The organism is Paraburkholderia silvatlantica, from assembly GCF_003096715.1.
In the GTDB taxonomy this organism is placed as follows: Bacteria; Pseudomonadota; Gammaproteobacteria; order Burkholderiales; family Burkholderiaceae; genus Paraburkholderia; species Paraburkholderia silvatlantica.
In genome coordinates this window covers 77,460-100,439 of sequence record NZ_QEOL01000018.1, presented here as the reverse complement: position 1 = coordinate 100,439, position 22,980 = coordinate 77,460, and the positions used below count along the sequence as shown (strand labels likewise).

The following is a 22,980-nucleotide window of genomic DNA, read 5'->3' as shown; positions in this document are numbered from 1 at the left end:
TTGAATGATCACTTCGCAAAATCTGCGCGGCATCCTGCCCGCGATCCCGACGCCCGTCCACGCGGATGACACGATCGACGTCGCCGCTGCGCGCAACTTGCTGCGCTACCTGCTCAAGCAGGGCATCGACGGCCTGGTGCCGCTTGGCGGCACGGGCGAATACGGCGCGCTCTCGCGTGCGGAGCGCGTCCGCATGGCGGAACTGTCGGTCAAGGAAATCAACGGCGACGTGCCGGTGATCGCGGGCGTGCTCGACCCGGGCTATCACGACGCGTTGCAGGCCGGCAAGGACTTCGCCGCCGCGGGCGTGGACGGGTTGCTGGTGCTGACGCCGTACTACACGAACCCGACGCAGCAGGGCATTCGCGACTACTTCCTGCGCTATGCGGACGAGTCGCCGGTGCCGATCCTGATCTACGAAATTCCGTACCGCACGCGCATTGCGATCGCGCCGGAAGTGCTGCACGAACTGTCGCGCCACGAACGCATCATCGGCATGAAGGCGTGCAACACGGACATGTGGCATTTCCTGCGCACAGTGGCGGGCGTGGACGAATCGTTCTCCGTGCTGAGCGGCGAGGACACGCTGTTCCCAATGCACCTCGCGGCAGGCGCGCGCGGCGGCATCGTGGTGACCGCGACGCTGTTGCCGACCGCCTGGCGCAAGATCCAGGAGCACGTAGCGAACGGCCGCATCGAGGAAGCGCTCGAACTGCATCGCTCGCTGATTCCGCTCATGAACCTCGCGTTCGCCGAGACGAACCCGGGGCCCATGAAGGCGGTGATGGATCTGATCGGCGTCGACGCACCGCATATGCTCGCGCCGCTCGTGAAGCCCGACGCCGCGCTGGCGGCGAAACTGCGTTCGGAACTCGCGAAGCAGCTCGCCGTGTTCGAGCCGGGCATCGCCGCCTGAGCGGCGTTGTTGGCGTCAGCGGCGGAACGTGGACAGCCGCGACTTCGAAATCGAAGTCGCGGCGACCTGAATGTGCTTGGCGAGTTCGGCTTCCGCGCGCTCGACCGACCAGCGCGAAGTGGGCACGGCGATGTTGATGGCGGCGACCGCGGTGCCTCCGTGATCGGTGATCGGCGCGGCCACTGAGATGTCGCCCAGCACGGTTTCGTTCTCGACGATGGCGTAGCCGCGCCGCGAAGCAAGCCGGATGCGTTCGAGCAGTTTCTCGGGATTGATTTCGGTGTAGGGCGTCATCGGTTCGAGACGCGTCTGGGCGAGGATGCGTTTGACTTGCGGCTCGGGCAAGCGCGACAGGATCGCGATGCCGGACGCGGTGAACATGGCCGGCAGGCGAGCGCCCACGACGATATCGACATTGACGAGGTGACGGCCCGGAAAGCGCGCGACGAACACGATTTCGCTACCGTCGAGTTCCTGGAGATTGGTGGTCTCGCCGACTTGCCGGCTGATTTCGAGCAGATACGGCGAGGCCTTGTCGACCAGCTCATTGGCGCGGATGTAGTTGTACGAAAACTGCAGGACCTTCGAGGTGAGGCCGTAATTGCGCGTTTCGGGCACGCGATAGAGATAGCCGAGTTCCTCCAGCGTATGCACGACGCGCTGCGTGGCGCTGCGATCGAGATCGGCCACGCGCGCGATGTCGCCGAGCGTGAGATGGCGGCTCGGCCCGTCGAAGGCATGCAGTACGCGAAACGTCTTTTCGGTCGAGCCGATGAACAGCGACGAGCGCTCGGTTTTTCGCGAGGCTTCGGCTTTGCGCGGGGACTCAGGGGTGGCTTTCGGCATGGACAGTCGAGAATGACGCGTCGTTTTTCAATTGACATAATTGTAATGCAATTATTTTGCACGCGTATTTTGCGGGGACCGACATGCTTGCTTGCGTTGACGATTACCGACGCGCCGCTCGGGCGCGCCTTGCCCGGATCGCGTGGGACTACCTCGAAGGCGCTGCCGAGGACGGCGATTCCATGCGCGCGGCGCGCAGCAGTTATGGGCGATGGCAGTTCCTGCCGCGCGTACTTGCGGACGTGTCGGACTGCTCGCTGTCCGCTTCGATATGGGACCGCGAATCTGCCGCGCCGATGATCGTCGGACCGACCGGACTCAACGGTCTGTTCTGGCCGAAGGCCGACGAGGTGCTTGCGGCGGCCGCGGCTGAGGCGCGTTTGCCGTTCGTCGTGTCCACGGCGGCGACGTCGTTGCTGGAGGACGTGCGCGCCGCTGCTCCAGACGCGGATTTGTGGCTTCAGTTGTACGTGCAGCGCGATCGCGCGATCGCCGAAGACATGATGCGGCGTGCGAGCGAGGCGATGTTCAGCACGCTGGTGCTGACGGTCGATACGCCCGTCCACGGCAATCGCGACCACGATGTGCGTAATGGCTTTCGCTTGCCGCTGAGGCCGTCGGCGAAGTTGTTGCTGGATTGCGTGCGGCATCCGGGCTGGTCGTGCCAGATGCTGAGGCACGGCGTGCCGCAACTGCGCAACATCGCGAAGAGCGTGGGCGAAGCCGCGAACCTGGACCGGCAGGCGGCGTTGCTGAGTCGTCAGATGGACCTGGCATTGCAATGGTCCGATCTTGCGTGGATACGGCGCCATTGGCGCGGACGTGTGGTCGTCAAAGGCATTCTGAATGCCGATGACGCGATTCTGGCCCGCGACGCCGGCGCGGATGGCATCGTGCTGTCGAACCACGGCGGCAGGCAGCTTGCGAGCGCGCCCGCACCGCTCGACGTGCTGCCGGAGATTCACCGCCTGGTGGGCCGCGATTTGCGCATTTTCGTCGATGGCGGCGCGCGGCGCGGTTCGGACGTCGTCAAGGCGGTCTCGCTCGGCGCGACTGCGGTGCTGCTCGGACGCGCGCCGCTCTACGGGTTGGCCGCGCGAGGTAAGGGCGGTGTCGCGCATGTGCTCGCCCTGATGAAAGCGGAGATGAACACGACGATGATGCTGCTTGGACGAACCCGCGTCGACAATTTGAATCGCGAGTGCGTGCAGCCTTCCGGCGCGTCATTGGCGGAAATGGATTAAGCAAATAGCCGAAGTCTTTAACGTCGTCAGCGCGCCGATCGCGCTGCGTCGAAATCGACGAACACCTGATCCAGATAGCGAGTTACACATGAAGATTGCATTTATCGGCGCAGGAAATATGGCGAGCGCACTTATCGGCGGATTGATCGGCCGTGGCGCCGCTCCGGGCGATATTACGGCGGTCGACCCCGGCGCGCAGGCGCGCGCGAAATGCAGCGCGACATTCGGCATAGAGGCGCGCGAAAGCGTCGACGCGGGGCTGCCGGAAAGCGAGGTGATCGTTCTTGCCGTCAAGCCTCAGCAGATGAAGTCGACCTGTGCGTCGATCTCGCCGCTGCTGCGCGGACAACTCGTCATCAGCGTCGCTGCGGGCGTTCGGGTGCAGGAACTGTCGAACTGGCTGGGCGGGCACGCGCGCGTGGTGCGTGCCATGCCCAACACGCCCGCGTTGATCGGTTTGGGCGCTACGGGTCTTTTCGCATCTCCGGAAGTCGGCGGCGACGATCGCGAAAACGCATCGACGATTCTGGGTGCTGTGGGCATTGTTAGCTGGCTCGATGCTGAAGACGATCTGGACTCGGTGACGGCGATTTCGGGTAGCGGTCCCGCTTACGTTTTCTACTTCATCGAAGCGATGCAGGCAGCCGCCGAGGAGTTCGGATTCTCGTCGGCGCAGGCGCGCACGCTGACGCTCGCGACATTCAAGGGCGCTGTGCAACTCGCGTCCGAATCGGCCGACCCGGTGAGCGTGCTGCGCGAATGCGTGACCTCGAAGGGCGGCACGACGGCCGCCGCGCTGGCCACATTCGCGCAGGCCGATGTCGCCGCGAGTATCAAGCGCGGCGCGCTCGCGGCGAAAGTTCGCTCGAAGCAGCTCGGCGACGAATTGGCGTCTGCATGAAGACGCGATTCGTCGCCAGATTCGAAAGGTTTCTGTGTGGAGTCCTGCAAAGAGCCTTCAATGACTGCCGTGGTGATTCACTGCACTGCTAAAGCCCAGCCATCCGATGCCGATACGCAGAGCCCAGCGGTTTCGCGGCCGCGGCGGGGGCACGAGCGGGAAAGCGGACACTCGCTGGCGGCATGCCTGAGCCTGGGAGCAGGATGCGTTCAGTGACGTTCTGCGTTCGCGGAACCGCCCTCCGCGGGCAGAAGGAACAAGCGTTCATCCCATACGACAGGCTGGGTTTCGGATATGACGATCTTCGCAGCGTCCGGATGCGCGGGATTCACCAGGGCATTGGATTCGGCGCGCGCAACGACCGAAGGCACGATCAGGATCGCAGAGCGGCATTCCTCCAGCCAGCGGTTGCCGAACCCACGTGCGATCTCAGGGGACGGTCCGTCCCATCCTCCCGGGAGCGTGGCCGTTGTCTGCCTTTCGACCCGTACACCATCGGGAACCTGTGCCTCGACCCAGACGTGCGTCTTTGGCACCTTGCCGATTCTTGCGTGAACCAGGACCTCCAGCATGGCGCCCGCGAAGGTGAGCGCGCCGTAGATGACAGGACGGCCGGGGCTGTTGAACCGGCCGCCGACCAGCATGGCGCCGGTGCCGCTCCAGACCGGATGGCGTCTGTCGGCTATGCGGAAAATCCTCATCAGGCCGGCAGTCCGTAGAAGAGCTTCCAGAGCAGCTCCTCAACACGGCGCGCGCCCAGCTCGGTCAGCGCGACCTCGAGCGGCGCGCGCCCCTCCAGCAGGGGATGTGGCGTCGCCAGGAAGGTTCGCGCATCCGCCGGGTCGTCCCAGACGTACGCCGCGCTCGCATAGACCCGCGCGAGTCGCTCGGTTTTTTCCGATTCGTCAGGTGTAAGCCTGTCGCGCCGGCGTTTGTAGGTCGCCTCGGGGACGATGCGTGCCTGCAGCGCACGCCTTGACTCCGCGGTCAGGGCGATCTGCTCGACGCCGTGTCGTAAGGCGGATTTGGGCAGGCCTTCCGCAACCTGGGCCTCGAGTTCGGCAATCGAATGCGGAACCGGGCTGAGACCCATGACTGCAGCGATTTTCTCGGGGGAAACGAGTTGCATGGTACGTACCCGCCGTTGGTCAATTGAGCCAACATTATAGATCAATTGATCCTGTTCGGCGTGGGATTTTCGCGAGCCACCCCGGCGCCGGGAAGCACAATGCCGTGGCGTTCGCGCGCAGCTTCGCGTGTCGTGTCAATTTCCCGCTGCGCGCGAACGGCATCCCAACCCAATACTTGCGCAGCAATGGCAGAAGTTTCCAGCAACACGGCGTTCGTCAGATGTCCCGAGATGGCAATGGCCGTACGGCGGAAAATCAGGTCGGTGAGGCGCGTCACCATCTCGTGTTCGCACAGGTATTGAATCTCGCGCACGGTGTAGCCCGGCTCGCTCGTGAGCGCATGATCCGCGGGGCCGTCCGGGGCTTGCGCGCAGAACGCGGCAACCGCGGCCGCCGCCGTGCCGTACCGGGCGAGAAGCGTTTCGGCCCGCGCAGCCGGAATAGCGTTGCGTTGCGCTATCTCGCCGATCCATGCGGTCCTGGCCTTCGCATCGCGTGGATAGTCACGACCGCCGCCGATCGGCTCGTGACGCGTGCTGAAGTTGCGCGGACGCCCGAGGCGTCTGAGCGCATCGTCGGCGACGGATTCCGCCAATCCGCGAAAGGTCGTCCATTTGCCGCCTACGAGCGACAGCACGGGGATTTGCGTACCGGGCAGACGATCGACATGTATCACGTGATCGCGGCTCACGTCGCCCGGATTCGTGGCGTCGGACCAGGGAAGGGGGCGCACGCCGCTGTACCGGAAGACAATATCGGACGCCTTGATATCGGCACCAGGAAAGACTTCACGCAATACGCCCAGCATGTAGGCCACCTCATCGTCCTCACAGCGCACGGCGTCCGGATCGTCGACCCGGATATCGGTGGAGCCGATCAGCAACTTGTCCATGAACGGATAGACGAGCGAGATGCGCCCGTCCTTCGAGCCGTAATACACCATGCGGCCACGCAGTTGCGCGTGCAGTGCGGGATGACCGACGATCAAATGCGATCCCTTTGTTGCGCCGATGTACTTCCGCTCGATCCCGAGTGCGCCATTTACGCGGTCGATCCAGGCGCCGCCCGCATTGACGACGATATCCGGCTCCGCGGCAATGCGTTCTTGCGTTACGAGATCGCGCAGCCATACGACACCGTTCTCCGAGCGTTCGACGCTCGCGTAATTGATTGCGCAGGAGCGTTCGCAGGCAGCGAGGCCGTCGTCGACGAGTTCGAAATTCAGCCGCTCGGCCTGGGTCACCCGGGCGTCGTAATACGTGGCCGTTGCCTTGATTGCCGGATCGAGCAGCGGCAAGCTCCGCAGCGATTTGCTCCGGAATGCGAAACGATGCCGTGGCATCGTGCGGTCATGGCGGCCGAGAAAGTCATACATCGCGAGGCCAAGCTTCGAAATGACCGCGCCGCGATCGCTAAGCTTTGCCTTCATGCCGAAGAAGCGGCGCGCGGACGCGATCGTTCCGCCAAAGTACGAATGAATCGGCAATACGGTCTCGAGCGGCTGCACATAATGCGGCGCGTTTTTCAGCAACAGGTTGCGCTCCAGCGTGGATTCGGCCACAAGGCGAAATTCGCCGGTTTCGAGGTACTTGACGCCGCCATGGATCAGGCGCGACGGGGCGCTGCTCGCACCGGAAGCGAAATCCCCCTTGTCGATCAGCAGACAGTCGACGCCTTGCAGGCAGAGGTCGCGAAAGAGGCCCGCGCCGTTGATGCCGCCGCCGATAATCAACACGCTGACCTTTGGGTGCTGCTTCAGCCGGTCGAGAAAGAAGTCACGGTTTCGTTCCGTCATCGATGTTCTCCGCCTTCAGTGCGCGCTGGCCGCATGGTCGAGCGCGGGCCACAGCGGTGTCATGGCTGCGGCGAGCTGTGACCAGAGCGCATACGTCTCGTCGAGTTGTGCATGTCGTTCGGTGTCCGGGGTATAGGTGCGCGCGACCCGGCACGCACGCGCGCACGCATCGGCAAGAGAGGCGAATACACCCACGCTGACTCCGGCGCAGAGCGCCGCGCCAAGCGCACTGGCCTCCTGGCTCTCCGGAATATCGATCGCAATGCCGAGGACATCGGCGAATCGCTGCGCGAGCAGGGGACTCGACGATCCTCCGCCGGTCAGCCCGGCCCTGCGCGCAGGAAAAGCACTCGTCAATGCTTCGATATGCCAACGGTGGTTGAACACCATCCCTTCGATCACGGCACGCGCCAGATGCGCGCGGCGATGCCACGAGCGTATGCCGAAGAACGACGCACTCGCCGGCTGCCCGAACGGCGAACCGAACAGGAAGGGATGAAACATGACCGAACTCGGCCCCGCGAAGGCCGCTTGCACTTCGTCGCCGATCAGGTCGAACAATGAGCAGCCGAGCCGCGCGGCTTCCTGCGTTTCGTGCTGAAAGAGTTCGCGCAAGGCCCAGTCGACGTTGCTGGACGACGCGGGCGAAATGGACATGTTCATCCATTGAGCCGCGCGCGTGCCGTTGCGGCACGACCAGCGCGGATCGAGTTGCGGACGATCGGACAGGATCTCGTTGATGCTGAACGTGCCCGCCGTAATCGAAAGCACGCCCGGCTCGGTGTTGCCCATGCCCAGGGCGCTCGACGTCACATCGTGCAGTCCGCAGGCAACAGGCGTGCCTTGCTTCAGACCCGTCTGCGCAGCCGCATGCGCCGTGATGCAGCCGGCCGTTGCCGCCGGCGCAATGATTCCCGGCAGCGCATGACCGATCGACGTCAGGCCGTAGAGCGCCAGGACGTCGTCGCTATACGTCTGCGTGTTGACACAGGTGAACGACGAACTCGCTTCCGTCGGATCGGTGGCCGGTATGCCGGTCAGGCAGAAACGAAGCCAGTCCTTGCAAAAAAGGACATGCCCGATCTTTGCGTAGCGCTGCGGCTCGTTGATCTGAATCCACTTGAGCAGGCTCACGGCAGCGAAGGGATAGGGCTGCTGTCCCGTGAGCGTCAGCGCCTTTTCAAGGACGCCTGCTTTACGCCAGCGATCGGTTACGTCGAAGGCGCGGCTGTCGAGCGACAGAATGCCCGCGCCAAGCGGCGCGCCATCGTGATCGAGGAGATAAAGCCCGTCGCCGTGTCCGGTTACGCCGACTGCGGCAATCGCGTCCGCGGGAATCTTGCCCAACGCATCGCGAATGGCGCCGCAGGCCGCGGCCCAGGTCTGCTGCATATCTCGCTCGACGTGTCGTGCGTGCGGTTGGCGCTGCTCCACGCGTCGGCTCCCCACCGCGACGGTGCGCCCCGATGCGTCAAAAATCACGGCCTTTGTGGCAGTCGAACCGCTGTCGACGCCGAGCAGATAGCTCTCCATCGTGTCTCCATACTATTTTTTGCACTGCAACAAGCCGCTTCGAACCCCGCTTCGAACCCATTGGGTCAACAAGGCCTATCCAGGGTTACAGCGGATGGTCATCGCCGAACGGGATGCTTATCTTGACGTCATTGAAAAAAATTTCAACACAAGAAAAAAATATCACTTTTCTTGTGGGCGTGGAGGCAACATGACGAAAATCGCCGGAAAGCGTGATGCCGAGGACAGCCTTGCGATCCGCGCGGCGTGGCTGCACTACGCAGCCGGGCAGACCCAGGCCGACGTCGCGTCGCGTCTGGGCGTGAGCAGCGTCAAGGCGCATCGGCTGATCACGCGCGCCAATCAGAGCGGCGCGATCAAGTTCACGATCGACGGCGATGTCGCCGAGTGCGTCGTGCTCGAAGCCGAACTGGCGCAGCGCTATGGCCTGAGCTATTGCGAAGTGGTGCCGGATCTGCACGAAGGCGACTTGCCGTTGCGTGCGCTTGGCGTTGCGGGCGCGTATTTCCTGCAACGCGAGATCGCGGTGCGGCAGGACGGTGTGATCGGCATCGGACACGGGCGCACGCTCGCCGCCGTGGTGGCGAACATTCCGCGCATGGACGCGGGCACGGTGCGTTTCGTCTCGCTGCTGGGCGGCGTGACGCGCAAGTACACCGCGAATCCCTATGACGTCATCCACAAGCTCGCCGATCAGACAGGCGCCGTGTCGTACGTGCTGCCGCTGCCGTTTTTCGCCAATACCGCCGAAGATCGTGAAGTGCTGCTTTCGCAGCGCGGCGTGCGCGAGGTGTTCGATCTCGCGGCGCATGCCGATCTGATGGTCGTCGGCATCGGATCCGTGGATGAGGACGCGCAGCTCGTCGCGTCGCAGATGATCGAGCCGGCGGAAATCGAAGAAGTGCGCAGCCAGGGCGGCAAGGGCGAATTGCTGGGGCATTTTTTCAGCGACGCCGGCGAGTCCGTCGAGACGTCGTTGGCGGCGCGCACGGTGGCCCCTGCGCTGGCCGATCTGACGAGCCGGCGCATCGTGGCCATTGCCGGAGGCGCTTCGAAGATCGCGGCAATCCGCGCCGTGCTCAAGAGCGGTCTCCTAAGCGGCTTGATCACCGACGAGGCTACGGCGCTCGCGCTCAAGCAGGATCCTGGCGTGACGGAGGCATCGTGACGGGCAACGCGGCGCGAGATCTCCTGATCGGCATCGATGCCGGCACTTCGGTCATCAAGGCCGTGGCTTTCAATTTGTCAGGACAACAGATTGCTGTGGCCTCGTTGCCTAACCGTTACTGCACGCGCGCCGATGGCGCCGCGACCCAGTCGCTCGATCAGACCTGGGCGGATTGCGCGCAGACTTTGCGCGATCTCGGCGCGAAAGTCGAAGGCCTGGCACGACGCGCGCTCGCGCTGGCGGTCACAGGCCAGGGCGACGGGACGTGGCTCGTGGGCGCGGGCAACAAGCCCGCGAGCGATGCCTGGCTGTGGCTCGACGCGCGTGCCGCGAATACGGTGCGTGCGCTGCAGGAAGCGCCAGCGAGCCGCGCGCGCTTCGAGGCAACGGGCACGGGCCTCGCCGCATGCAACCAGAGCGCGCAGATCGCCCACATGGCTGCGACGGCGCCGGACGTCCTGGCGCGCGCCGAAGTCGCGCTGCATTGCAAGGACTGGCTGTATCTCAATCTGACCGGCGTGCGCGCGACCGACCCGTCGGAGGCCAGCTTCACCTACGGCAACTTCCGCACGCGCCGCTACGACGACGCGGTCATCGAAGCGCTCGGCCTGAGCGCGTGGCGCGGCCTGTTGCCCGACATCATCGACGGGACCGAGGTTACACATGCTCTGACTGCCGAGGCCGCGGCAGCGACGGGCCTGCTGGCCGGTACGCCCGTGTGTCTCGGTTTCGTCGATATCGTGCTGACGGCGCTGGGCGCAGGCATTCACACCGAAGGCGCGGCGGGCGCGAGTTGCTCGATCGTCGGCTCGACGGGCATGCACATGCGGGCCATGCGCAACGAAAACGTGCATCTCAACGCGCAAGGCACGGGCTATGTCATCGCGTTGCCGTTGCCGGGCATGTCGGCGCAGGTGCAGTCGAACATGGCGGCGACGCTGAACGTCGACTGGGTGCTCAATCTCGCCTGCGATCTGCTCACGCAGTTCGGTACGAGCCTGTCGCACAGCGACCGGATTCAATGCATCGACGGATGGCTGCAAACGGGCCGGCCGGGTTCGCTACTGTACCACCCGTATATCTCGGACGCGGGAGAGCGCGGGCCGTTCGTCGAGCCCGACGCACGCGCCGACTTCATCGGCTTGACGAGCGAAAGCCGTTATCCGGATCTGTTCCGCGCCGTGGTCGAAGGGCTCGGGATGGCCGCGCGCGACTGCTATACGTCGATGGGCATTCCAATGCCGGACGAGCTGCGCCTGACCGGCGGCGCGACCCGTTCGCGCGCGCTGCGCGGCGTGCTCGGCGCCGTGGTCGGCGCGCCGACGCGGATTTCCACACGCGAGGAAGCGGGGGCGGCCGGTGCGGCCATGATGGCCGCGGTCGCGCTCGGCGTGTATCCGGACATGAATGCGTGCATCGGCGAATGGGTGACGCCGCTGCTCGGGCAACCGGAACCGCCCGACCCGGAACTGACACAGTTGTATGCGCAACTTTTTCCGGCGTATCGCAGGGCGCGCGAGGCGCTGGTGCCGACGTGGGCTGAAACGGCCCGACTGCTGAAATCGCGTCACCGGCCGGACGCGCTTTGCGCGAGCCTCAACTAACGTCGAACAGGGAACGCTGAGATGAGCGGGAAGGACATGGTGGACCTGTGTGTCATCGGCGGCGGCATCAACGGCGCCGGTATCGCGCGCGATGCGGCGGGACGCGGGCTGTCGGTGGTGTTGTGCGAGAAGGACGATCTGGCGCAGGGCACGTCGTCGCGCTCCGGCAAGCTGGTTCATGGCGGGCTGCGTTATCTGGAGTACTACGAATTCCGGCTCGTGCGTGAGGCGCTGATCGAGCGAGAAGTGCTGCTCAACGCCGCGCCGCACATCATCTGGCCGCTGCGTTTCGTGCTGCCGCACAGTCCCGGCGATCGTCCCGCGTGGCTCGTGCGCACGGGTCTCTTTCTGTACGACCATCTCGGCGGCCGCAAGAAGCTGCCGGGCACGCGCTCGCTCGACTTGTGGCGCAATCCCGAAGGCGCGCCGATCAGGGACGAGTACCGCAAGGGCTTCGAGTATTCCGATTGCTGGGTCGACGACGCGCGCCTCGTGGCGCTCAACGCCATGGATGCCGCGCGGCGCGGCGCCGAAGTGCTCACACGCACCGCGTTCGTGGCGGCGCGGCGCGAAGGCGGTGCGTGGCGCGTCGAACTGCGCGATGCGCGCAACGGCGCGACGCGCGTGGTGCATGCCCGGGCGCTGGTCAACGCGGCCGGACCGTGGGTGTCGGAGGTGATCGGGCGCGCGGGCGCGACATCGGCGCGCAAGGTGCGGCTCGTCAAGGGCAGTCACCTTGTTACGCCGAAGTTCTGGGAAGGTCCGCATTCGTACCTCGTTCAGAACCACGACAAGCGCGTGATTTTCATCAACGCATACGAAGGCGACAAGGCACTGATCGGCACGACCGACGTTCCCTGGGACGGCGCGCCGGAAACCGTGGCGATCACGAATGACGAAATCGACTATCTGCTCTCCGCGGTGAATCGCTATTTCAAGCATCCGTTGCGCAAGCAGGACATCGTGGAGACGTTCTCGGGCGTGCGCCCGCTGTACGACGACGGCAAGGGCAACCCGTCGGCAGTGACGCGCGACTACGTGTTCGACCTCGACGAGAGTGGCGGCGCGCCGCTATTGAACGTCTTCGGCGGCAAGATCACGACCTTTCGCAAGCTCGCCGAGCACGCGCTGCAAAAGCTGCAACCGGCTTTCCCGAAGATGGGCGCCAACTGGACCGCATCCGCGACGCTGCCGGGTGGCGACATCGAAGGCGCCGACGTGCCGCGTTTCATGGCGAGCCTGCAAAAGCAGTATGAATGGCTGCCGCGCAATCTGTTGCGTTACTACACGCAGACGCACGGCACGCTAACGTCGACGGTGCTCGACGGCGCGACTTCGCTCGCTGGTCTGGGCCAGCAATTCGGGCCGAACTTCTACGAGGCGGAGGCACGTTATTTGATGGCTAACGAATGGGCTGAGTCGGCGGACGACATGCTCACGCGGCGTACCAAGCATGGCTTGCACATGAGCGCCGTACAAAAGGCCGCTTTCGAAGCGTGGCTGAACGGCCTCGTCAGAAAGTCCGCATAGGCGGGACGGGCCGCGCCGCAACCCATACGACACGAGACGAACATGGCATTCACGCTTGCACTCAACACGAATCCGCTGGTGAACCGCTTTGCCGAGCCGGCCGATCTCATCGATGCCATTGCACACGACATGAAAATTCGTGACGTGCAACTGACGCACGAGTTCATCAATCCGTCGTGGCCGGCGGCGACCACGCGCAGGCTCACGCGCGAGATGCGCGCGGCAATGGCGCGGACCGGCGTGCGCATCACGTCGGGCATGACCGGGCCCTATGGGCGGCTGAATCACTTCGGGCATCCGGATGCCGATGTTCGCCGCTATTACGTCGACTGGTTCAAGACCTTCGCGGATATCACTGCCGATCTGGGCGGCGATTCCATCGGCACGCAGTTCGCCATCTTCACTTATAAGGACTTCGACGACCTTGCACGTCGCGACGCGCTGATTCGAACCGCGATCGATTGCTGGGCCGAGGTCGCCCGGCATGCGAAGGCGGCGGGGCTGAAATACGTGTTCTGGGAGCCCATGTCGATCGGGCGCGAGTTCGGCGAGACCATTGCCGCCTGCATGGCGCTGCAGGACAAGCTGAGCGCCGCGAACATGGCAATTCCCATGTGGATGATGGCCGATATCGACCACGGCGACGTGACGAGCCCGAATCCGGACGACTTCGATCCCTATGCGTGGGCGCGCGCCGTGCCACGGGTGTCGCCGATCATTCACATCAAGCAGTCGCTGATGGACAAAGGCGGTCATCGTCCTTTCACCGCCGAGTTCAACGCGCGTGGCCGCATTCAGCCCGAGCCGCTGATCCAGGCGCTGCACGAAGGCGGCGGACGCGACAACGAGATCTGCCTGGAGCTGTCGTTCAAGGAGCGCGAGCCGACCGACCGGCAAGTCGTCGAACAGATCGCCGAATCCGTGGCGTTCTGGGCGCCGTATTTCGATACCGGTGTTGCCGATCTGAATATCTGAGGAGATCAGACGATGCACGGCACGAGGACACAGAAGCTGATCAACGACGGCGACGCCGCCGTCGACGAGATGCTGGAAGGCATCATGGCCGCCCACGGCGATCTGCTCACGCGCAACGACAGCGCGCCGCGCGCAATCATCGCGCGCAACGGGCCGCGTGCCGGCAAGGTGGCTCTCGTGATCGGTGGCGGGTCGGGGCACGAGCCCACGTTTCTGGGCTTCGTCGGCAAGGGGCTGGCCGATGCGGCCGTGATCGGCAACGTCTTCGCTTCGCCGCCGCCGCAACCGGCCGTCGATGCCGCGCTCGCCGTACATGGCGGCGCGGGCGTGCTGTTCATGTACGGCAACTACGCCGGCGACGTGATGAACTTCGATATGGCGACCGAGCTGCTCGAACTCGAAGGCATCGAGGCGCGCACGGTGCTGACGACCGACGATATCGCCTCGGCGCCGCGCGAGAAGCGCGCAACGCGGCGCGGCGTGGCGGGCAACGTATTCATCTTCAAGGCGGCTGGCGCCGCCGCCGATCTGATGATGCCGCTCGACGAAGTGGAGCGCATAGCGCGTCATGCCAACGCGCGCACCCGCACGCTGGGAGTCGCTCTCGCGCCGTGCTCGCTGCCGCAAACGCGCCGTCCCAACTTCGAGATCGCGCCGGGCGAGATGGAAATCGGCATGGGCATTCACGGCGAGCCGGGAATGCGCCGCGAGACGCTGCGCAGCGCCGACGCCATTACCGACGAAATCATGGACGCGATTTTCGCCGAGATGGATGCAGCAAAAGGCGATCGCGTCGCCGTGCTCGTGAACTCGCTCGGTTCCACGCCGCTGATGGAACTGTACATCCTCAACCGCCGTGTTTCGCAGCGGCTGAGGGAAGCGGGGCTCGTGGTGCATCGCACGCTGGTCGGACCGCTTTGCACATCGCTCGAAATGGCGGGTGCGTCGATCACCGTGATGCATCTGGACGATGAACTCGAGCGCCTCATCGATCACCCGTGCGAATGCGCGATGTTTCAGCAGAGGGCCGCATGACGGCAGCGCTGACGACCGCCGACGTGGCATGCCTGTTCCGCGAACTCGCAAACGCTGTCGCGCAGGCGCGAGACGAGCTTTGCCGGCTCGATGGCGTAATCGGCGACGCCGATCACGGTATCGCGATGGAGCAGGGCTTCGCTGCCGCTTCGCAAGCGATCGAGGCGCTGCCTGCGCAAGCCACGCTCGCAGACCAGTTGAATGCGGCCGCAAAGGGTTTCCTGAACGCGGTTGGCGCGTCGTCAGGGCCGCTTTATGCCACCGCATTCATGCGCGCGGCCAAGGTTGCCGGTGCGCGCCACGAACTGCTGTTGAATGAGGCCCCGGGGCTGATCGTGGCGATGGCTGAAGGCATCCGCTCGCGTGGACGGGCCGAAATCGGCGAGAAGACGATGGTCGATGCCTGGGCGCCCGCCGCCGCAGCCATTGAACAAGGCATGGCGGACGGCTTGCCGGTGCGCGAGATCATGACGCGCGCGGGCGAGGCTGCAACAGCGGGCGCCGAGTCCACGATCGCGATGGTCGCAACCAAGGGGCGATCGTCGCGGCTCGGAGAACGAAGCATTGGACACGTCGATCCGGGTGCGGCGTCGGCCGCGATGGTGCTCAACGTGATCGCAGAAAACTGGAGGAGACATGATACAGATTGAATGGGCAGACGACCTGCAACGCTTTCGTTCCGACGCAAGTGAGGTGAGCCAATGAGTGCGGTTGCTCCATCGATGAGGGGTCACGCCCGGCGCAGCGTTCGCATGGCGATCGAGATCGTGCTGCTGGTGATCTTGCTGGTTGCGATGGCGATGAGCACGAAGCTCGTCAAGATCGGCTCCGACGCAGACTCGCAGACCCGCGAATTCGAGCCTGCCGCCTACGGGAAGAAGCAATTCCCGAAGACACAGGCGGCGATCGAAAAGCGTGCAGTCGATGCCGCCACGCTGGCCGCGGCCATCGCGAAGGACCCGGACGCGGCGGGCAAGCAGTACGGCGTGGCGGGCGGCGGCGTCGGTCCCGAGATGTCGGTGAAGTTCACTGGCGTCGCCGGCAAGGAAGACTCGGGCGTGTATGAAGTGAAAGTGCCCGGCTTGCCCGATTCGCTCGTCGTCCGCGTGCAAACGGGGCCGGCGATCAACGGCACCGATCTGCGCGATGACACTGGCGATATCAGCTTCGGTCAGTTCACTAACCAGATCGACTATCAGAACGCCGGCTACGCGATCAATGCGGAAATGAAGAAAGAGGTCTTGTCGAAAATCGATACGACCAAACTGACTGGCAAGACCATCTCGGTCGTCGGCGTGTTCCAGCTGGTCAATCCGGACGGCTGGCTCGTCACTCCTGTGAAGCTGGACGTCAAATGAGCACCGCACCTGCAATCACGGCACCGGCTGCGGCGCAGGACGCCGTCCTGCTGTCCGCGCGCAACATCGTGAAGTCGTACGGCGGTGTGCATGCCCTGAAGGGCGTGAACTTCGAGATCCATCGCGGCAAGGTCACGACGCTGTTTGGCGAAAACGGCGCGGGCAAGTCGACGTTGATGAAGATCCTCTCCGGCGTGGAAAAGCCGACGTCCGGCGAGATCGAACTCGACGGCGAGCCGGTCGCCTTTACCTCGTCGAGCGACGCGCGCGATCACGGCATTTCGATCATTCACCAGGAGTTGAGCCTCGCGCCCAATCTGAGCGTGCGCGACAACATCTTCATGGGCCGGGAGTTGCGTACGCCGACCGGCGTGGATTTTGCCGAAGAGGCGCGCCAGACGCGGGCACTGATGGCCGATCTCGAAGAAGAGATCGACCCGGCGACGCTGATCCACGATCTGCGCCTCGGCCAGCAGCAGGTGGTCGAGATCGCGCGTGCGCTCTCGGTCGATTCGCGCATCCTCATCATGGACGAGCCTACTTCCGCGCTGAGCGCTTCCGAGGTCGAGGTGCTCTTCAAGGTGATTCGCGACCTGACGAGCCGCGGCGTTTCGATCGTGTACATCTCGCATCACCTCGAAGAGGCGCTGCAGGTCACGGACTACGCCGTGGTGCTGCGCGACGGCAGGATCACGGCGACGGCGCAGAGGAAGGACATCGACCTCGGCTGGATCGTGCGCAACATGGTCGGCGAGAATTTCGATCTCGGCTCGCCGCCGACGGGTTACGCGTTCGGCGAAATCGCGCTCGACATCGACGACCTCAGCGTTGCCGACGAATCCGGCACGGGCGCGGGCGCCTCGGCGGTCGATCATCTGTCGCTCAAGGTGCGTGCGGGCGAGATCGTCTGCATCTACGGATTGATGGGCGCAGGCCGCACGGAACTGCTCGAAGCGGTAGCCGGCCGCACGCATCTGCCCGTCACGGGCGGCAGGGTGCTGCTCGAAGGCGAGGACATGGCGTCGCTGAGTATCGCCGAACGCATCGCAAAGGGCCTCGTGCTGGTGCCGGAGGACCGTCAGCGCGACGGTCTCGTGCCAACCATGAGCGTGGGTTCGAACATGTCGCTCGCGAGTATCCGCTCCTTCGTGAAGGGCCTGCTGATGTCGCCTGCCGCCGAGCGCGATCTAGTCGGCGAATCGATCCGCAACGTGCACGTCAAGACCGCGGGAGCGGGAGCGTCGATCCGCTCGCTCTCCGGCGGCAATCAGCAAAAGGTTGTGATCGGGAAGATGCTCGCAACCGGGCCGAAAGTCATTCTGCTCGACGAACCCAGCCGGGGCATCGACATCGGCGCGAAAGCGGAGGTGTTCCGCCTGCTCGCGGAGAACGCGAAGAAAGGTTTAGCCGTCGTGTATTCGACTTCGGAAGTCGGCGAGTGTCTGAGCGTCGCGCATCGCATCATCGTGATGCGGCGCGGCAAGATATCCGCCGAATTCGGCCCGGATGCCAACAAGGACGACATCATGGCCGCCTCGGGCGAAGCCGTTGTCGTCTGATCGCAGGAACGCCAGGAGAGTTTCAACATGAGCCAAGCCGCCAAAACACAGAGAGCCCATCGCTTCGGCGGAGAAGGGTTCGACCTCGGCAAGATCCTGCTCGAAGGACGTGCGTTTTTCGCGCTGATCGCCATCGTCATCATCTTTTCCTTTCTTTCCCCCAATTATTTCGCACTGGAAAATTTCCTGACAATGGCCTCACACGTGGCCATTTACGGAATCCTTGCAATTGGCATGCTGCTCGTGATCGTCAATGGAGGGATCGACTTGTCGGTCGGCTCCACGCTCGGGCTCTCCGGTGTCGTCGCGGGTTTCTTCATGCAGGGCGTGACCCTGAACATGTTCGGGGTCGTGCTGTATCCGTCGGTGTGGGTGGTCGTGGTGCTGTGCTGTGCGCTCGGCGCTTTCATCGGCCTTGTCAACGGGATTCTCATTGCGCGCTTCAGGGTGCCTGCCTTCGTCGCCACACTCGGCGTGATGTACGTCGTGCGCGGATTCGCCCTGCTGATGACCAATGGCCTGACCTATAACAACCTGGGTGGACAAGCCGACCTGGGCAATACGGGTTTTGACTGGCTGGGCTTCGACCGGCTTTTCAACGTGCCGGTAGGCGTGCTGATTCTCGCTGTGATCGCGGCGCTGTGCAGCATTACGCTCAATCGCTCGGCATTCGGCCGCTGGCTTTACGCCTCGGGCGGCAATGCTCGCGCGGCGGAACTCTCCGGTGTGCCGGTAAAACATGTGCAAATCAGCGTGTACATGATCTCCGGCGTGTGCGCGGCCATTGCCGGTCTGATTCTCTCTTCGCAACTCACATCCGCCGGTCCGACGGCGGGCACGAGCTACGAGCTGACGGCTATCGCGGCCGTGGTGATCGGTGGCGCGTCGCTGATGGGCGGTACCGGCAATATCCGCGGCACGCTGCTCGGCGCATTCGTGATCGGATTTCTGTCCGACGGTCTCGTGATCATCGGCATCTCGTCTTATTGGCAAACCGTATTCACCGGCGCGGTCATCGTCCTCGCGGTGCTGCTGAACGCCATTCAATATCGCCGCCGCGTCAAGCGTCCCGCACCGACCGGCGGACAACTGGCTTCTCCGCAAAGCGGCGGCAAGGCATAAGCAGTACGACCGGCAAGCGGGAAGTGTATTGAAATCGCACGTCATTACCCATTCAGGAAGAGACATCTCATGAACATGAAGACAAAGACCATTATCCTTGCAGCCTTCGCACTGGCCGCGCCCTTGTTCGCAGGACAGGCCCACGCGGCAGGCGGCCTCATCAGCATCATCGTCAACGATCCCGCGAACCCGTACTGGCTTGCCGAAGGCAATATCGCCTCGGCCGAGGCCAAAAAGCTCGGCTACACGGCCAATGTCTCCGCGTCGAAAGGCGACACCAATACGGAAAGTCAGCAGATCGACACCGCCATCACCAACAAGTCGGTGGCGATCATTCTCGACCCGGCCAACGCCAGCGGTTCCATTGGCGCCGTGAAGAAGGCGGTCGCAGCGCATATTCCGGTGTTCCTCGTCAATGCGGAAATTAATCAGCCGGGCCTCGCCAAGGCACAACTGGTTTCGAACAACGCGCAAGGCGCCGCGCTCGGCGCTCAGCAATGGGTCAAGGACGTCGGCTCGAAGGGTAACTATGTCGAACTGCTCGGCGCGCCGTCCGACAACAACGCCGCGACGCGCTCGAACGGCTACAAGTCCGTGCTGAGTCAGTATCCGGATCTGAAGATGGTGGGCTCGCAAGTGGCGAACTGGGACCGCACGCAGGGCTTCAACGCAACGCAGAGCCTGATGCAGGCGCATCCGGATGTGATCGGCGTCATTAGCGGCAACGACGAGATGGCGCTCGGCGCAATCGCAGCGCTCAAGCAGGCAGGCAAGCTCAAGAGCGTGAAGGTCGGCGGCTTCGACGGTTCGCCCGCAGCGGTCGACGCAGTCAAGGCCGGCGAATTGCAGTACACGGTGCTGCAACCGGTTGCCGAGTTTTCCGCCAAGGCGGTGCAGGAGGCCGATCAGTTCCTGAAAACCGGCAAGACGGGGGCATCGAGTGAGAAGCAGCTTTTCGACTGCGTACTGATCACCAAGGCGAATGCTTCGAAGTACACCGCACCGTTCGTGCTGTCGAAGTGACTTGACGGGCGTATGCCTTCGTGCGCTGCGCTGACGGCTTGCGTGACTTCCGTCGGTTCCAGCGCGACATGCGCCTCGAAACGTAAGCTCATTTGCGCAACAACTTAACCATGACTGATTCCCTGTTCTGGGTCGGTACCAGCTGGAAGATGAACAAGACGCTGGCGGACGCCATGGCGTTTGCCGAGCGCATGCTAACCAGCCCGGACGATCCACGCATTCAGTGCTTCGTGATTCCGCCTTTTACCGCGATTCGGGAAGTCAAATCCATTCTTGCGGAAACCGACGTCAAGGTTGGCGCGCAAAACATGCACTGGGCGGAGCATGGCGCGTGGACCGGCGAAATTTCTCCGTCCATGCTGGTCGATTGCGGAATGGACCTCGTCGAACTCGGCCATTCCGAACGGCGCGTGCATTTCGGCGAGACCGACGACACCGTGGGCCTCAAGGTCGAGGCAGCCGTGCGCCACGGACTGACGCCGTTGATCTGTATCGGCGAGACGCTCGCCGACAAGCAAAGCGGCCGCGCCTCCGAAGTCCTCGCTGCCGAAGTGCGCGGCGCACTGGCAAGACTCGGCCCGCAACAGCGCGCTGCGCCGATTCTGCTCGCGTATGAGCCGGTGTGGGCCATCGGCGAACACGGCATGCCGGCGAGCCCCGATTACGCCGACGCGCGACAGGCGGAAATCAGTCAGGTCGCGCAGTCGATGCTCGGCCGCCGCATACCGTGCCTGTACGGAGGCTCGGTCAATCCGGACAACTGCGCGGAACTTGCCGCCTGCCCGAATATCGATGGGCTGTTTATTGGTCGTTCGGCATGGAATGTCAATGGGTATCTGGACATATTGAAGCGCGTCGGGGCAGTGCTCTGACCTCGATGCTGCGGGCTTGCAACCTCTTAGTTTCAAGGAGATCGTCATGAAAGTGGCCGTTGGCGGCGATAGCGCAGGAGTCGGGCTGGCTCGTGTGCTGGCCGATTATCTGAAGGATCGCTTTGAAGTTTTTGAAGTGTCGAGCAACGAAACGAATCCGAACGAGTTTTACGCGAATCTCTCAGACCGTGTCGCGTCCGGCGTGATCAGTGGAGAATACGACCGGGCGATTCTCGTTTGTGGCACCGGCATCGGTGTCAGCATATCGGCGAACAAGGTGCCGGGCATTCGGGCTGCGTTGTGCCACGACACCTACTCGGCGGAGCGCGCGGCGCTTTCGAACAATGCGCAGATCATCACAATGGGTTCGCGAGTGATCGGGCCCGAGGTGGCCAAAGCCATCGCCGATGCCTTTCTGGACAATACGTTCGATGAAAACGGACGAAGCGCGGGCAATGTCGCGGCGATCAACGAAGTGGATTCGAAATATCACCACCGGTAGCTTTGCGTGCGCCGATGCCGCCGCGCCGTGTGCTGCCAAAGCAGGAGGCGCGTCGGATGCCGCACCGCGTGGTCCGTTCTCGCTGAACAGGCGCCGTCGACGAAGCCGAAGCGATGTCGATCGAAGCGAATTTTCATCACGCATACCGCTGGCAATATATCCATTCCGGCATGCATCATCCCCATTTCGCGCAAGTGCTGGATCGTCTCATTTCAGAAGAACAGGGGGCGCGTATCCGGGCTGCACTCGCCACGCTGCATTGAGTGGGGCGCACGCGGCGACGACGGGAATCGTTGTCGTCGCGCCGCTTCTTCAAAGGAAGGTGATGCCATGGCGAAAACTGGAGGCTTGATGCCGTGTCGATCGCGATTGGGTGCGCGACGAAATCAACCGGTCATGACGGAATGTGCGCAAGGTAACGCACGATGTCTGAAAGCGAGATTACACTTCGGCAATTGCGCCGATGCGCCAAATTCATGAGCCGAAAGCAGAATTTCGTCAGAGGCGTATGTTCGACATTACGACGCGCTGGTCCGGCGAAGGCGGGCGGCTGGCGTTCGTGTACCCAGCGTGGAGCCGCCATGTGGCTGTCTAGAACTTCAAAAGAACGGGGACATTGCCGTGGTGAAAAAGGACCAGCTCATCGGGGATCTTTACGAGACCGCCCTGAAACAGGACGGCTTCCTGGAAACTATCCAGCGCGTGGCAGAATGGGTCGGTGCCGATATCTTCCATATGTACAGTATCGATGCGCACCGTAACGCCCCGCGTTTCTCGTATTACACGCCAACGGCGACCAGCTTCGGCGCAATGATAGCCAGTTATGTGGAGTACTACCGGGGCCTCGATCCACGTGTGGACCTTGTCAACGGCCATGAGCCAAACACCTGGTTTGCTTGTCAGGACCACTTCAACGATAGCTACGTTTCCCGAAGCGAATTCTTCCAGGATTTCCTGATTCCCAACGGTCTGCGTTACATGTTTGGAACACGCATCGCCTCCGAGGGCTGCGATGACGTGCTGGTGGCGCTCGTGCGGGCGACGGGGCGGCCCGCCTTCACGAAATGCAACCGCGACGAGTTGGCGTCGGTCAGCGGGCATATGCAACGTGCTATCAGGTGCTGGCAGGATGCCAGTGAATTGCACCACAGCGCGGCCGTCGGCACGGAAATGTCGGGGCAGTTAAATGTTGCCGCCATCGTACTGGACAGACAGATGCGATCCGTGTCATTGAATCCGGAAGCGGAAACGATGTTGCGGACGGGGGAGGGTTTGAAACTGCGAGACGGCCGGCTTGTCGCCACGTCGTCGCGCCAGAACGATGCACTTCAGGCTGCCTGCGTGCGCGTGGCCAGGACAGGGCACGGCGAGACGATCGTTCTTGATAACGAGTTCAAAAGCGGCCACCAGATTTTTATGAGCATCAATGCGTTGCCGAGCCAAACTGGCGCTGCCCGAACGGCGGGTCCGGGGCTACTGGTCATGACACGTTGTCGGGGTGGTGCACGCCTTGTCACTGCCAGCCAATTGCGCCAGGCATTCGATTTGAGCGGGGCCGAAGCCGCGGCTGCTGAAGCCCTGATCGACGGGAAATCGCCAGACGAGTACGCGAGCCAAAAAAATGTCAGCATTGCGACGGTAAGAACGCAGCTGCGCGCCGTGTTCGAGAAGACCGGGACCCGGTCTCAGGCTGAAGCCGTTGCACTCATGATGTGGGTGCTCACGCAACGCACTACGACAGACGCCGAGGTTCGCCGCAGCGCGTCGCCATCCGCATGAACGCGGAACCCGGCTCGTCAGACATCGTTCCGCGTATCGGCGAGGCCAACGCCGTGCCATGCTCGTATTTCGCCACCCTGTCGATCCG

Annotated in this window: 22 protein-coding genes; 17 read left to right on the top strand and 5 right to left on the bottom strand. The window is 63.4% G+C overall.

The features are described 5' to 3' along the window. Positions 1-4: 4 nt before the first annotated feature. Positions 5-916 carry a 4-hydroxy-tetrahydrodipicolinate synthase gene (gene dapA, locus C7411_RS22910; protein WP_110386334.1) on the top strand — a complete coding sequence of 304 codons (912 nt, stop codon included), beginning with the start codon at positions 5-7 and terminating at the stop codon, positions 914-916. 15 nt (positions 917-931) lie between these two features. Here dapA and C7411_RS22905 read toward each other — a convergent pair whose 3' ends face one another. Next, on the bottom strand, positions 932-1,762 hold the full coding sequence (locus tag C7411_RS22905) for an IclR family transcriptional regulator (protein WP_110386333.1): 831 nt from the start codon (positions 1,760-1,762) through the stop codon (positions 932-934). A gap of 83 nt (positions 1,763-1,845) precedes the next feature. Between C7411_RS22905 and C7411_RS22900 the strand changes: the two genes are divergently transcribed. Both C7411_RS22900 and proC read left to right on the top strand, forming a co-directional pair. Next, positions 1,846-3,006, top strand: coding sequence for an alpha-hydroxy acid oxidase (locus tag C7411_RS22900; RefSeq protein WP_110386397.1), 1,161 nt, complete (start codon positions 1,846-1,848; stop codon positions 3,004-3,006). A gap of 88 nt (positions 3,007-3,094) precedes the next feature. After that, on the top strand, positions 3,095-3,907 hold the full coding sequence (gene proC / locus C7411_RS22895; RefSeq protein ID WP_110386332.1) for a pyrroline-5-carboxylate reductase: 813 nt from the start codon (positions 3,095-3,097) through the stop codon (positions 3,905-3,907). Between the two features lie 209 nt (positions 3,908-4,116). Here proC and C7411_RS22890 read toward each other — a convergent pair whose 3' ends face one another. From C7411_RS22890 to C7411_RS22875, 4 genes are read right to left on the bottom strand one after another with little or no spacing between them, the layout of a single operon-like run. Further along, positions 4,117-4,608, bottom strand: a complete 492-nt coding sequence (locus tag C7411_RS22890; RefSeq protein WP_110386331.1) for an RES family NAD+ phosphorylase — start codon at positions 4,606-4,608, stop codon at positions 4,117-4,119. Further along, complete coding sequence (locus tag C7411_RS22885) at positions 4,608-5,036, bottom strand: antitoxin Xre/MbcA/ParS toxin-binding domain-containing protein (protein ID WP_042263316.1); 429 nt, start codon at positions 5,034-5,036, stop codon at positions 4,608-4,610. Before C7411_RS22885 ends, C7411_RS22890 begins: the two co-directional genes overlap by 1 nt. Positions 5,037-5,077: 41 nt before the next feature. Then, complete coding sequence (locus tag C7411_RS22880) at positions 5,078-6,832, bottom strand: glycerol-3-phosphate dehydrogenase/oxidase (protein WP_110386330.1); 1,755 nt, start codon at positions 6,830-6,832, stop codon at positions 5,078-5,080. 15 nt (positions 6,833-6,847) lie between these two features. Then, positions 6,848-8,365 carry an FGGY-family carbohydrate kinase gene (locus tag C7411_RS22875; protein WP_110386329.1) on the bottom strand — a complete coding sequence of 506 codons (1,518 nt, stop codon included), beginning with the start codon at positions 8,363-8,365 and terminating at the stop codon, positions 6,848-6,850. A gap of 190 nt (positions 8,366-8,555) precedes the next feature. On the opposite strand from C7411_RS22875, the gene C7411_RS22870 reads away from it, so the two are divergent. From C7411_RS22870 to C7411_RS22810, 14 genes are all read left to right on the top strand, one after another. Continuing rightward, entirely contained in the window at positions 8,556-9,533 is a 978-nt protein-coding gene (locus C7411_RS22870) for a sugar-binding transcriptional regulator (protein ID WP_110386328.1), read from the top strand. Next, a complete protein-coding gene (locus tag C7411_RS22865) occupies positions 9,530-11,137 on the top strand; it encodes an FGGY-family carbohydrate kinase (protein ID WP_110386327.1) in 1,608 nt (535 codons plus the stop codon). Before C7411_RS22870 ends, C7411_RS22865 begins: the two co-directional genes overlap by 4 nt. Before the next feature lie 21 nt (positions 11,138-11,158). After that, the gene (locus C7411_RS22860; RefSeq protein WP_110386326.1) at positions 11,159-12,667 is read left to right on the top strand and encodes a glycerol-3-phosphate dehydrogenase; all 1,509 of its coding nucleotides are present in this window, start codon (positions 11,159-11,161) and stop codon (positions 12,665-12,667) included. 42 nt (positions 12,668-12,709) lie between these two features. Further along, positions 12,710-13,642, top strand: coding sequence for a sugar phosphate isomerase/epimerase family protein (locus C7411_RS22855; RefSeq protein WP_110386325.1), 933 nt, complete (start codon positions 12,710-12,712; stop codon positions 13,640-13,642). Positions 13,643-13,654: 12 nt separating this feature from the next. Continuing rightward, positions 13,655-14,677: a dihydroxyacetone kinase subunit DhaK gene (locus C7411_RS22850; protein ID WP_110386324.1), complete on the top strand. Its 1,023-nt coding sequence runs from the start codon at positions 13,655-13,657 to the stop codon at positions 14,675-14,677. Then, positions 14,674-15,327, top strand: coding sequence for a dihydroxyacetone kinase subunit DhaL (dhaL, locus tag C7411_RS22845; protein WP_110386323.1), 654 nt, complete (start codon positions 14,674-14,676; stop codon positions 15,325-15,327). Before C7411_RS22850 ends, dhaL begins: the two co-directional genes overlap by 4 nt. Before the next feature lie 102 nt (positions 15,328-15,429). After that, positions 15,430-16,035, top strand: coding sequence for a DUF2291 family protein (locus tag C7411_RS22840; RefSeq protein WP_207786559.1), 606 nt, complete (start codon positions 15,430-15,432; stop codon positions 16,033-16,035). Next, positions 16,032-17,594 (top strand): sugar ABC transporter ATP-binding protein, encoded by a 1,563-nt coding sequence (locus C7411_RS22835; RefSeq protein ID WP_110386321.1) that lies wholly within the window; start codon positions 16,032-16,034, stop codon positions 17,592-17,594. Before C7411_RS22840 ends, C7411_RS22835 begins: the two co-directional genes overlap by 4 nt. Positions 17,595-17,621: 27 nt before the next feature. After that, positions 17,622-18,716, top strand: a complete 1,095-nt coding sequence (locus C7411_RS22830; RefSeq protein WP_110386320.1) for an ABC transporter permease — start codon at positions 17,622-17,624, stop codon at positions 18,714-18,716. 69 nt (positions 18,717-18,785) lie between these two features. Continuing rightward, positions 18,786-19,739, top strand: coding sequence for a D-ribose ABC transporter substrate-binding protein (locus tag C7411_RS22825; RefSeq protein WP_110386319.1), 954 nt, complete (start codon positions 18,786-18,788; stop codon positions 19,737-19,739). Between the two features lie 110 nt (positions 19,740-19,849). Continuing rightward, positions 19,850-20,611 carry a triose-phosphate isomerase gene (locus tag C7411_RS22820; RefSeq protein WP_110386318.1) on the top strand — a complete coding sequence of 254 codons (762 nt, stop codon included), beginning with the start codon at positions 19,850-19,852 and terminating at the stop codon, positions 20,609-20,611. Between the two features lie 46 nt (positions 20,612-20,657). Beyond that, positions 20,658-21,113: a D-erythrulose-4-phosphate isomerase gene (gene derI / locus C7411_RS22815; RefSeq protein WP_110386317.1), complete on the top strand. Its 456-nt coding sequence runs from the start codon at positions 20,658-20,660 to the stop codon at positions 21,111-21,113. A 113-nt stretch (positions 21,114-21,226) separates the two neighbouring features. Further along, on the top strand, positions 21,227-21,376 hold the full coding sequence (locus C7411_RS37615) for a hypothetical protein (RefSeq protein ID WP_165822866.1): 150 nt from the start codon (positions 21,227-21,229) through the stop codon (positions 21,374-21,376). A gap of 358 nt (positions 21,377-21,734) precedes the next feature. Next, positions 21,735-22,892 (top strand): helix-turn-helix transcriptional regulator, encoded by a 1,158-nt coding sequence (locus tag C7411_RS22810; RefSeq protein WP_243413295.1) that lies wholly within the window; start codon positions 21,735-21,737, stop codon positions 22,890-22,892. The last annotated feature ends 88 nt before the right edge of the window (positions 22,893-22,980 follow it).

Excerpts from the sequence above, each read along its gene's own strand:
- dapA (WP_110386334.1), top strand. The coding sequence starts at position 5 with ATGATCACTTCGCAAAATCTGCGCGGCATCCTGCCCGCGATCCCGACG.
- C7411_RS22905 (WP_110386333.1), bottom strand. The coding sequence starts at position 1,762 with ATGCCGAAAGCCACCCCTGAGTCCCCGCGCAAAGCCGAAGCCTCGCGA.
- C7411_RS22900 (WP_110386397.1), top strand. The coding sequence starts at position 1,846 with ATGCTTGCTTGCGTTGACGATTACCGACGCGCCGCTCGGGCGCGCCTT.
- proC (WP_110386332.1), top strand. The coding sequence starts at position 3,095 with ATGAAGATTGCATTTATCGGCGCAGGAAATATGGCGAGCGCACTTATC.
- C7411_RS22890 (WP_110386331.1), bottom strand. The coding sequence starts at position 4,608 with ATGAGGATTTTCCGCATAGCCGACAGACGCCATCCGGTCTGGAGCGGC.
- C7411_RS22885 (WP_042263316.1), bottom strand. The coding sequence starts at position 5,036 with ATGCAACTCGTTTCCCCCGAGAAAATCGCTGCAGTCATGGGTCTCAGC.
- C7411_RS22880 (WP_110386330.1), bottom strand. The coding sequence starts at position 6,832 with ATGACGGAACGAAACCGTGACTTCTTTCTCGACCGGCTGAAGCAGCAC.
- C7411_RS22875 (WP_110386329.1), bottom strand. The coding sequence starts at position 8,365 with ATGGAGAGCTATCTGCTCGGCGTCGACAGCGGTTCGACTGCCACAAAG.
- C7411_RS22870 (WP_110386328.1), top strand. The coding sequence starts at position 8,556 with ATGACGAAAATCGCCGGAAAGCGTGATGCCGAGGACAGCCTTGCGATC.
- C7411_RS22860 (WP_110386326.1), top strand. The coding sequence starts at position 11,159 with ATGAGCGGGAAGGACATGGTGGACCTGTGTGTCATCGGCGGCGGCATC.
- C7411_RS22855 (WP_110386325.1), top strand. The coding sequence starts at position 12,710 with ATGGCATTCACGCTTGCACTCAACACGAATCCGCTGGTGAACCGCTTT.
- C7411_RS22850 (WP_110386324.1), top strand. The coding sequence starts at position 13,655 with ATGCACGGCACGAGGACACAGAAGCTGATCAACGACGGCGACGCCGCC.
- dhaL (WP_110386323.1), top strand. The coding sequence starts at position 14,674 with ATGACGGCAGCGCTGACGACCGCCGACGTGGCATGCCTGTTCCGCGAA.
- C7411_RS22840 (WP_207786559.1), top strand. The coding sequence starts at position 15,430 with ATGGCGATCGAGATCGTGCTGCTGGTGATCTTGCTGGTTGCGATGGCG.
- C7411_RS22835 (WP_110386321.1), top strand. The coding sequence starts at position 16,032 with ATGAGCACCGCACCTGCAATCACGGCACCGGCTGCGGCGCAGGACGCC.
- C7411_RS22830 (WP_110386320.1), top strand. The coding sequence starts at position 17,622 with ATGAGCCAAGCCGCCAAAACACAGAGAGCCCATCGCTTCGGCGGAGAA.
- C7411_RS22825 (WP_110386319.1), top strand. The coding sequence starts at position 18,786 with ATGAACATGAAGACAAAGACCATTATCCTTGCAGCCTTCGCACTGGCC.
- C7411_RS22820 (WP_110386318.1), top strand. The coding sequence starts at position 19,850 with ATGACTGATTCCCTGTTCTGGGTCGGTACCAGCTGGAAGATGAACAAG.
- derI (WP_110386317.1), top strand. The coding sequence starts at position 20,658 with ATGAAAGTGGCCGTTGGCGGCGATAGCGCAGGAGTCGGGCTGGCTCGT.
- C7411_RS37615 (WP_165822866.1), top strand. The coding sequence starts at position 21,227 with ATGTCGATCGAAGCGAATTTTCATCACGCATACCGCTGGCAATATATC.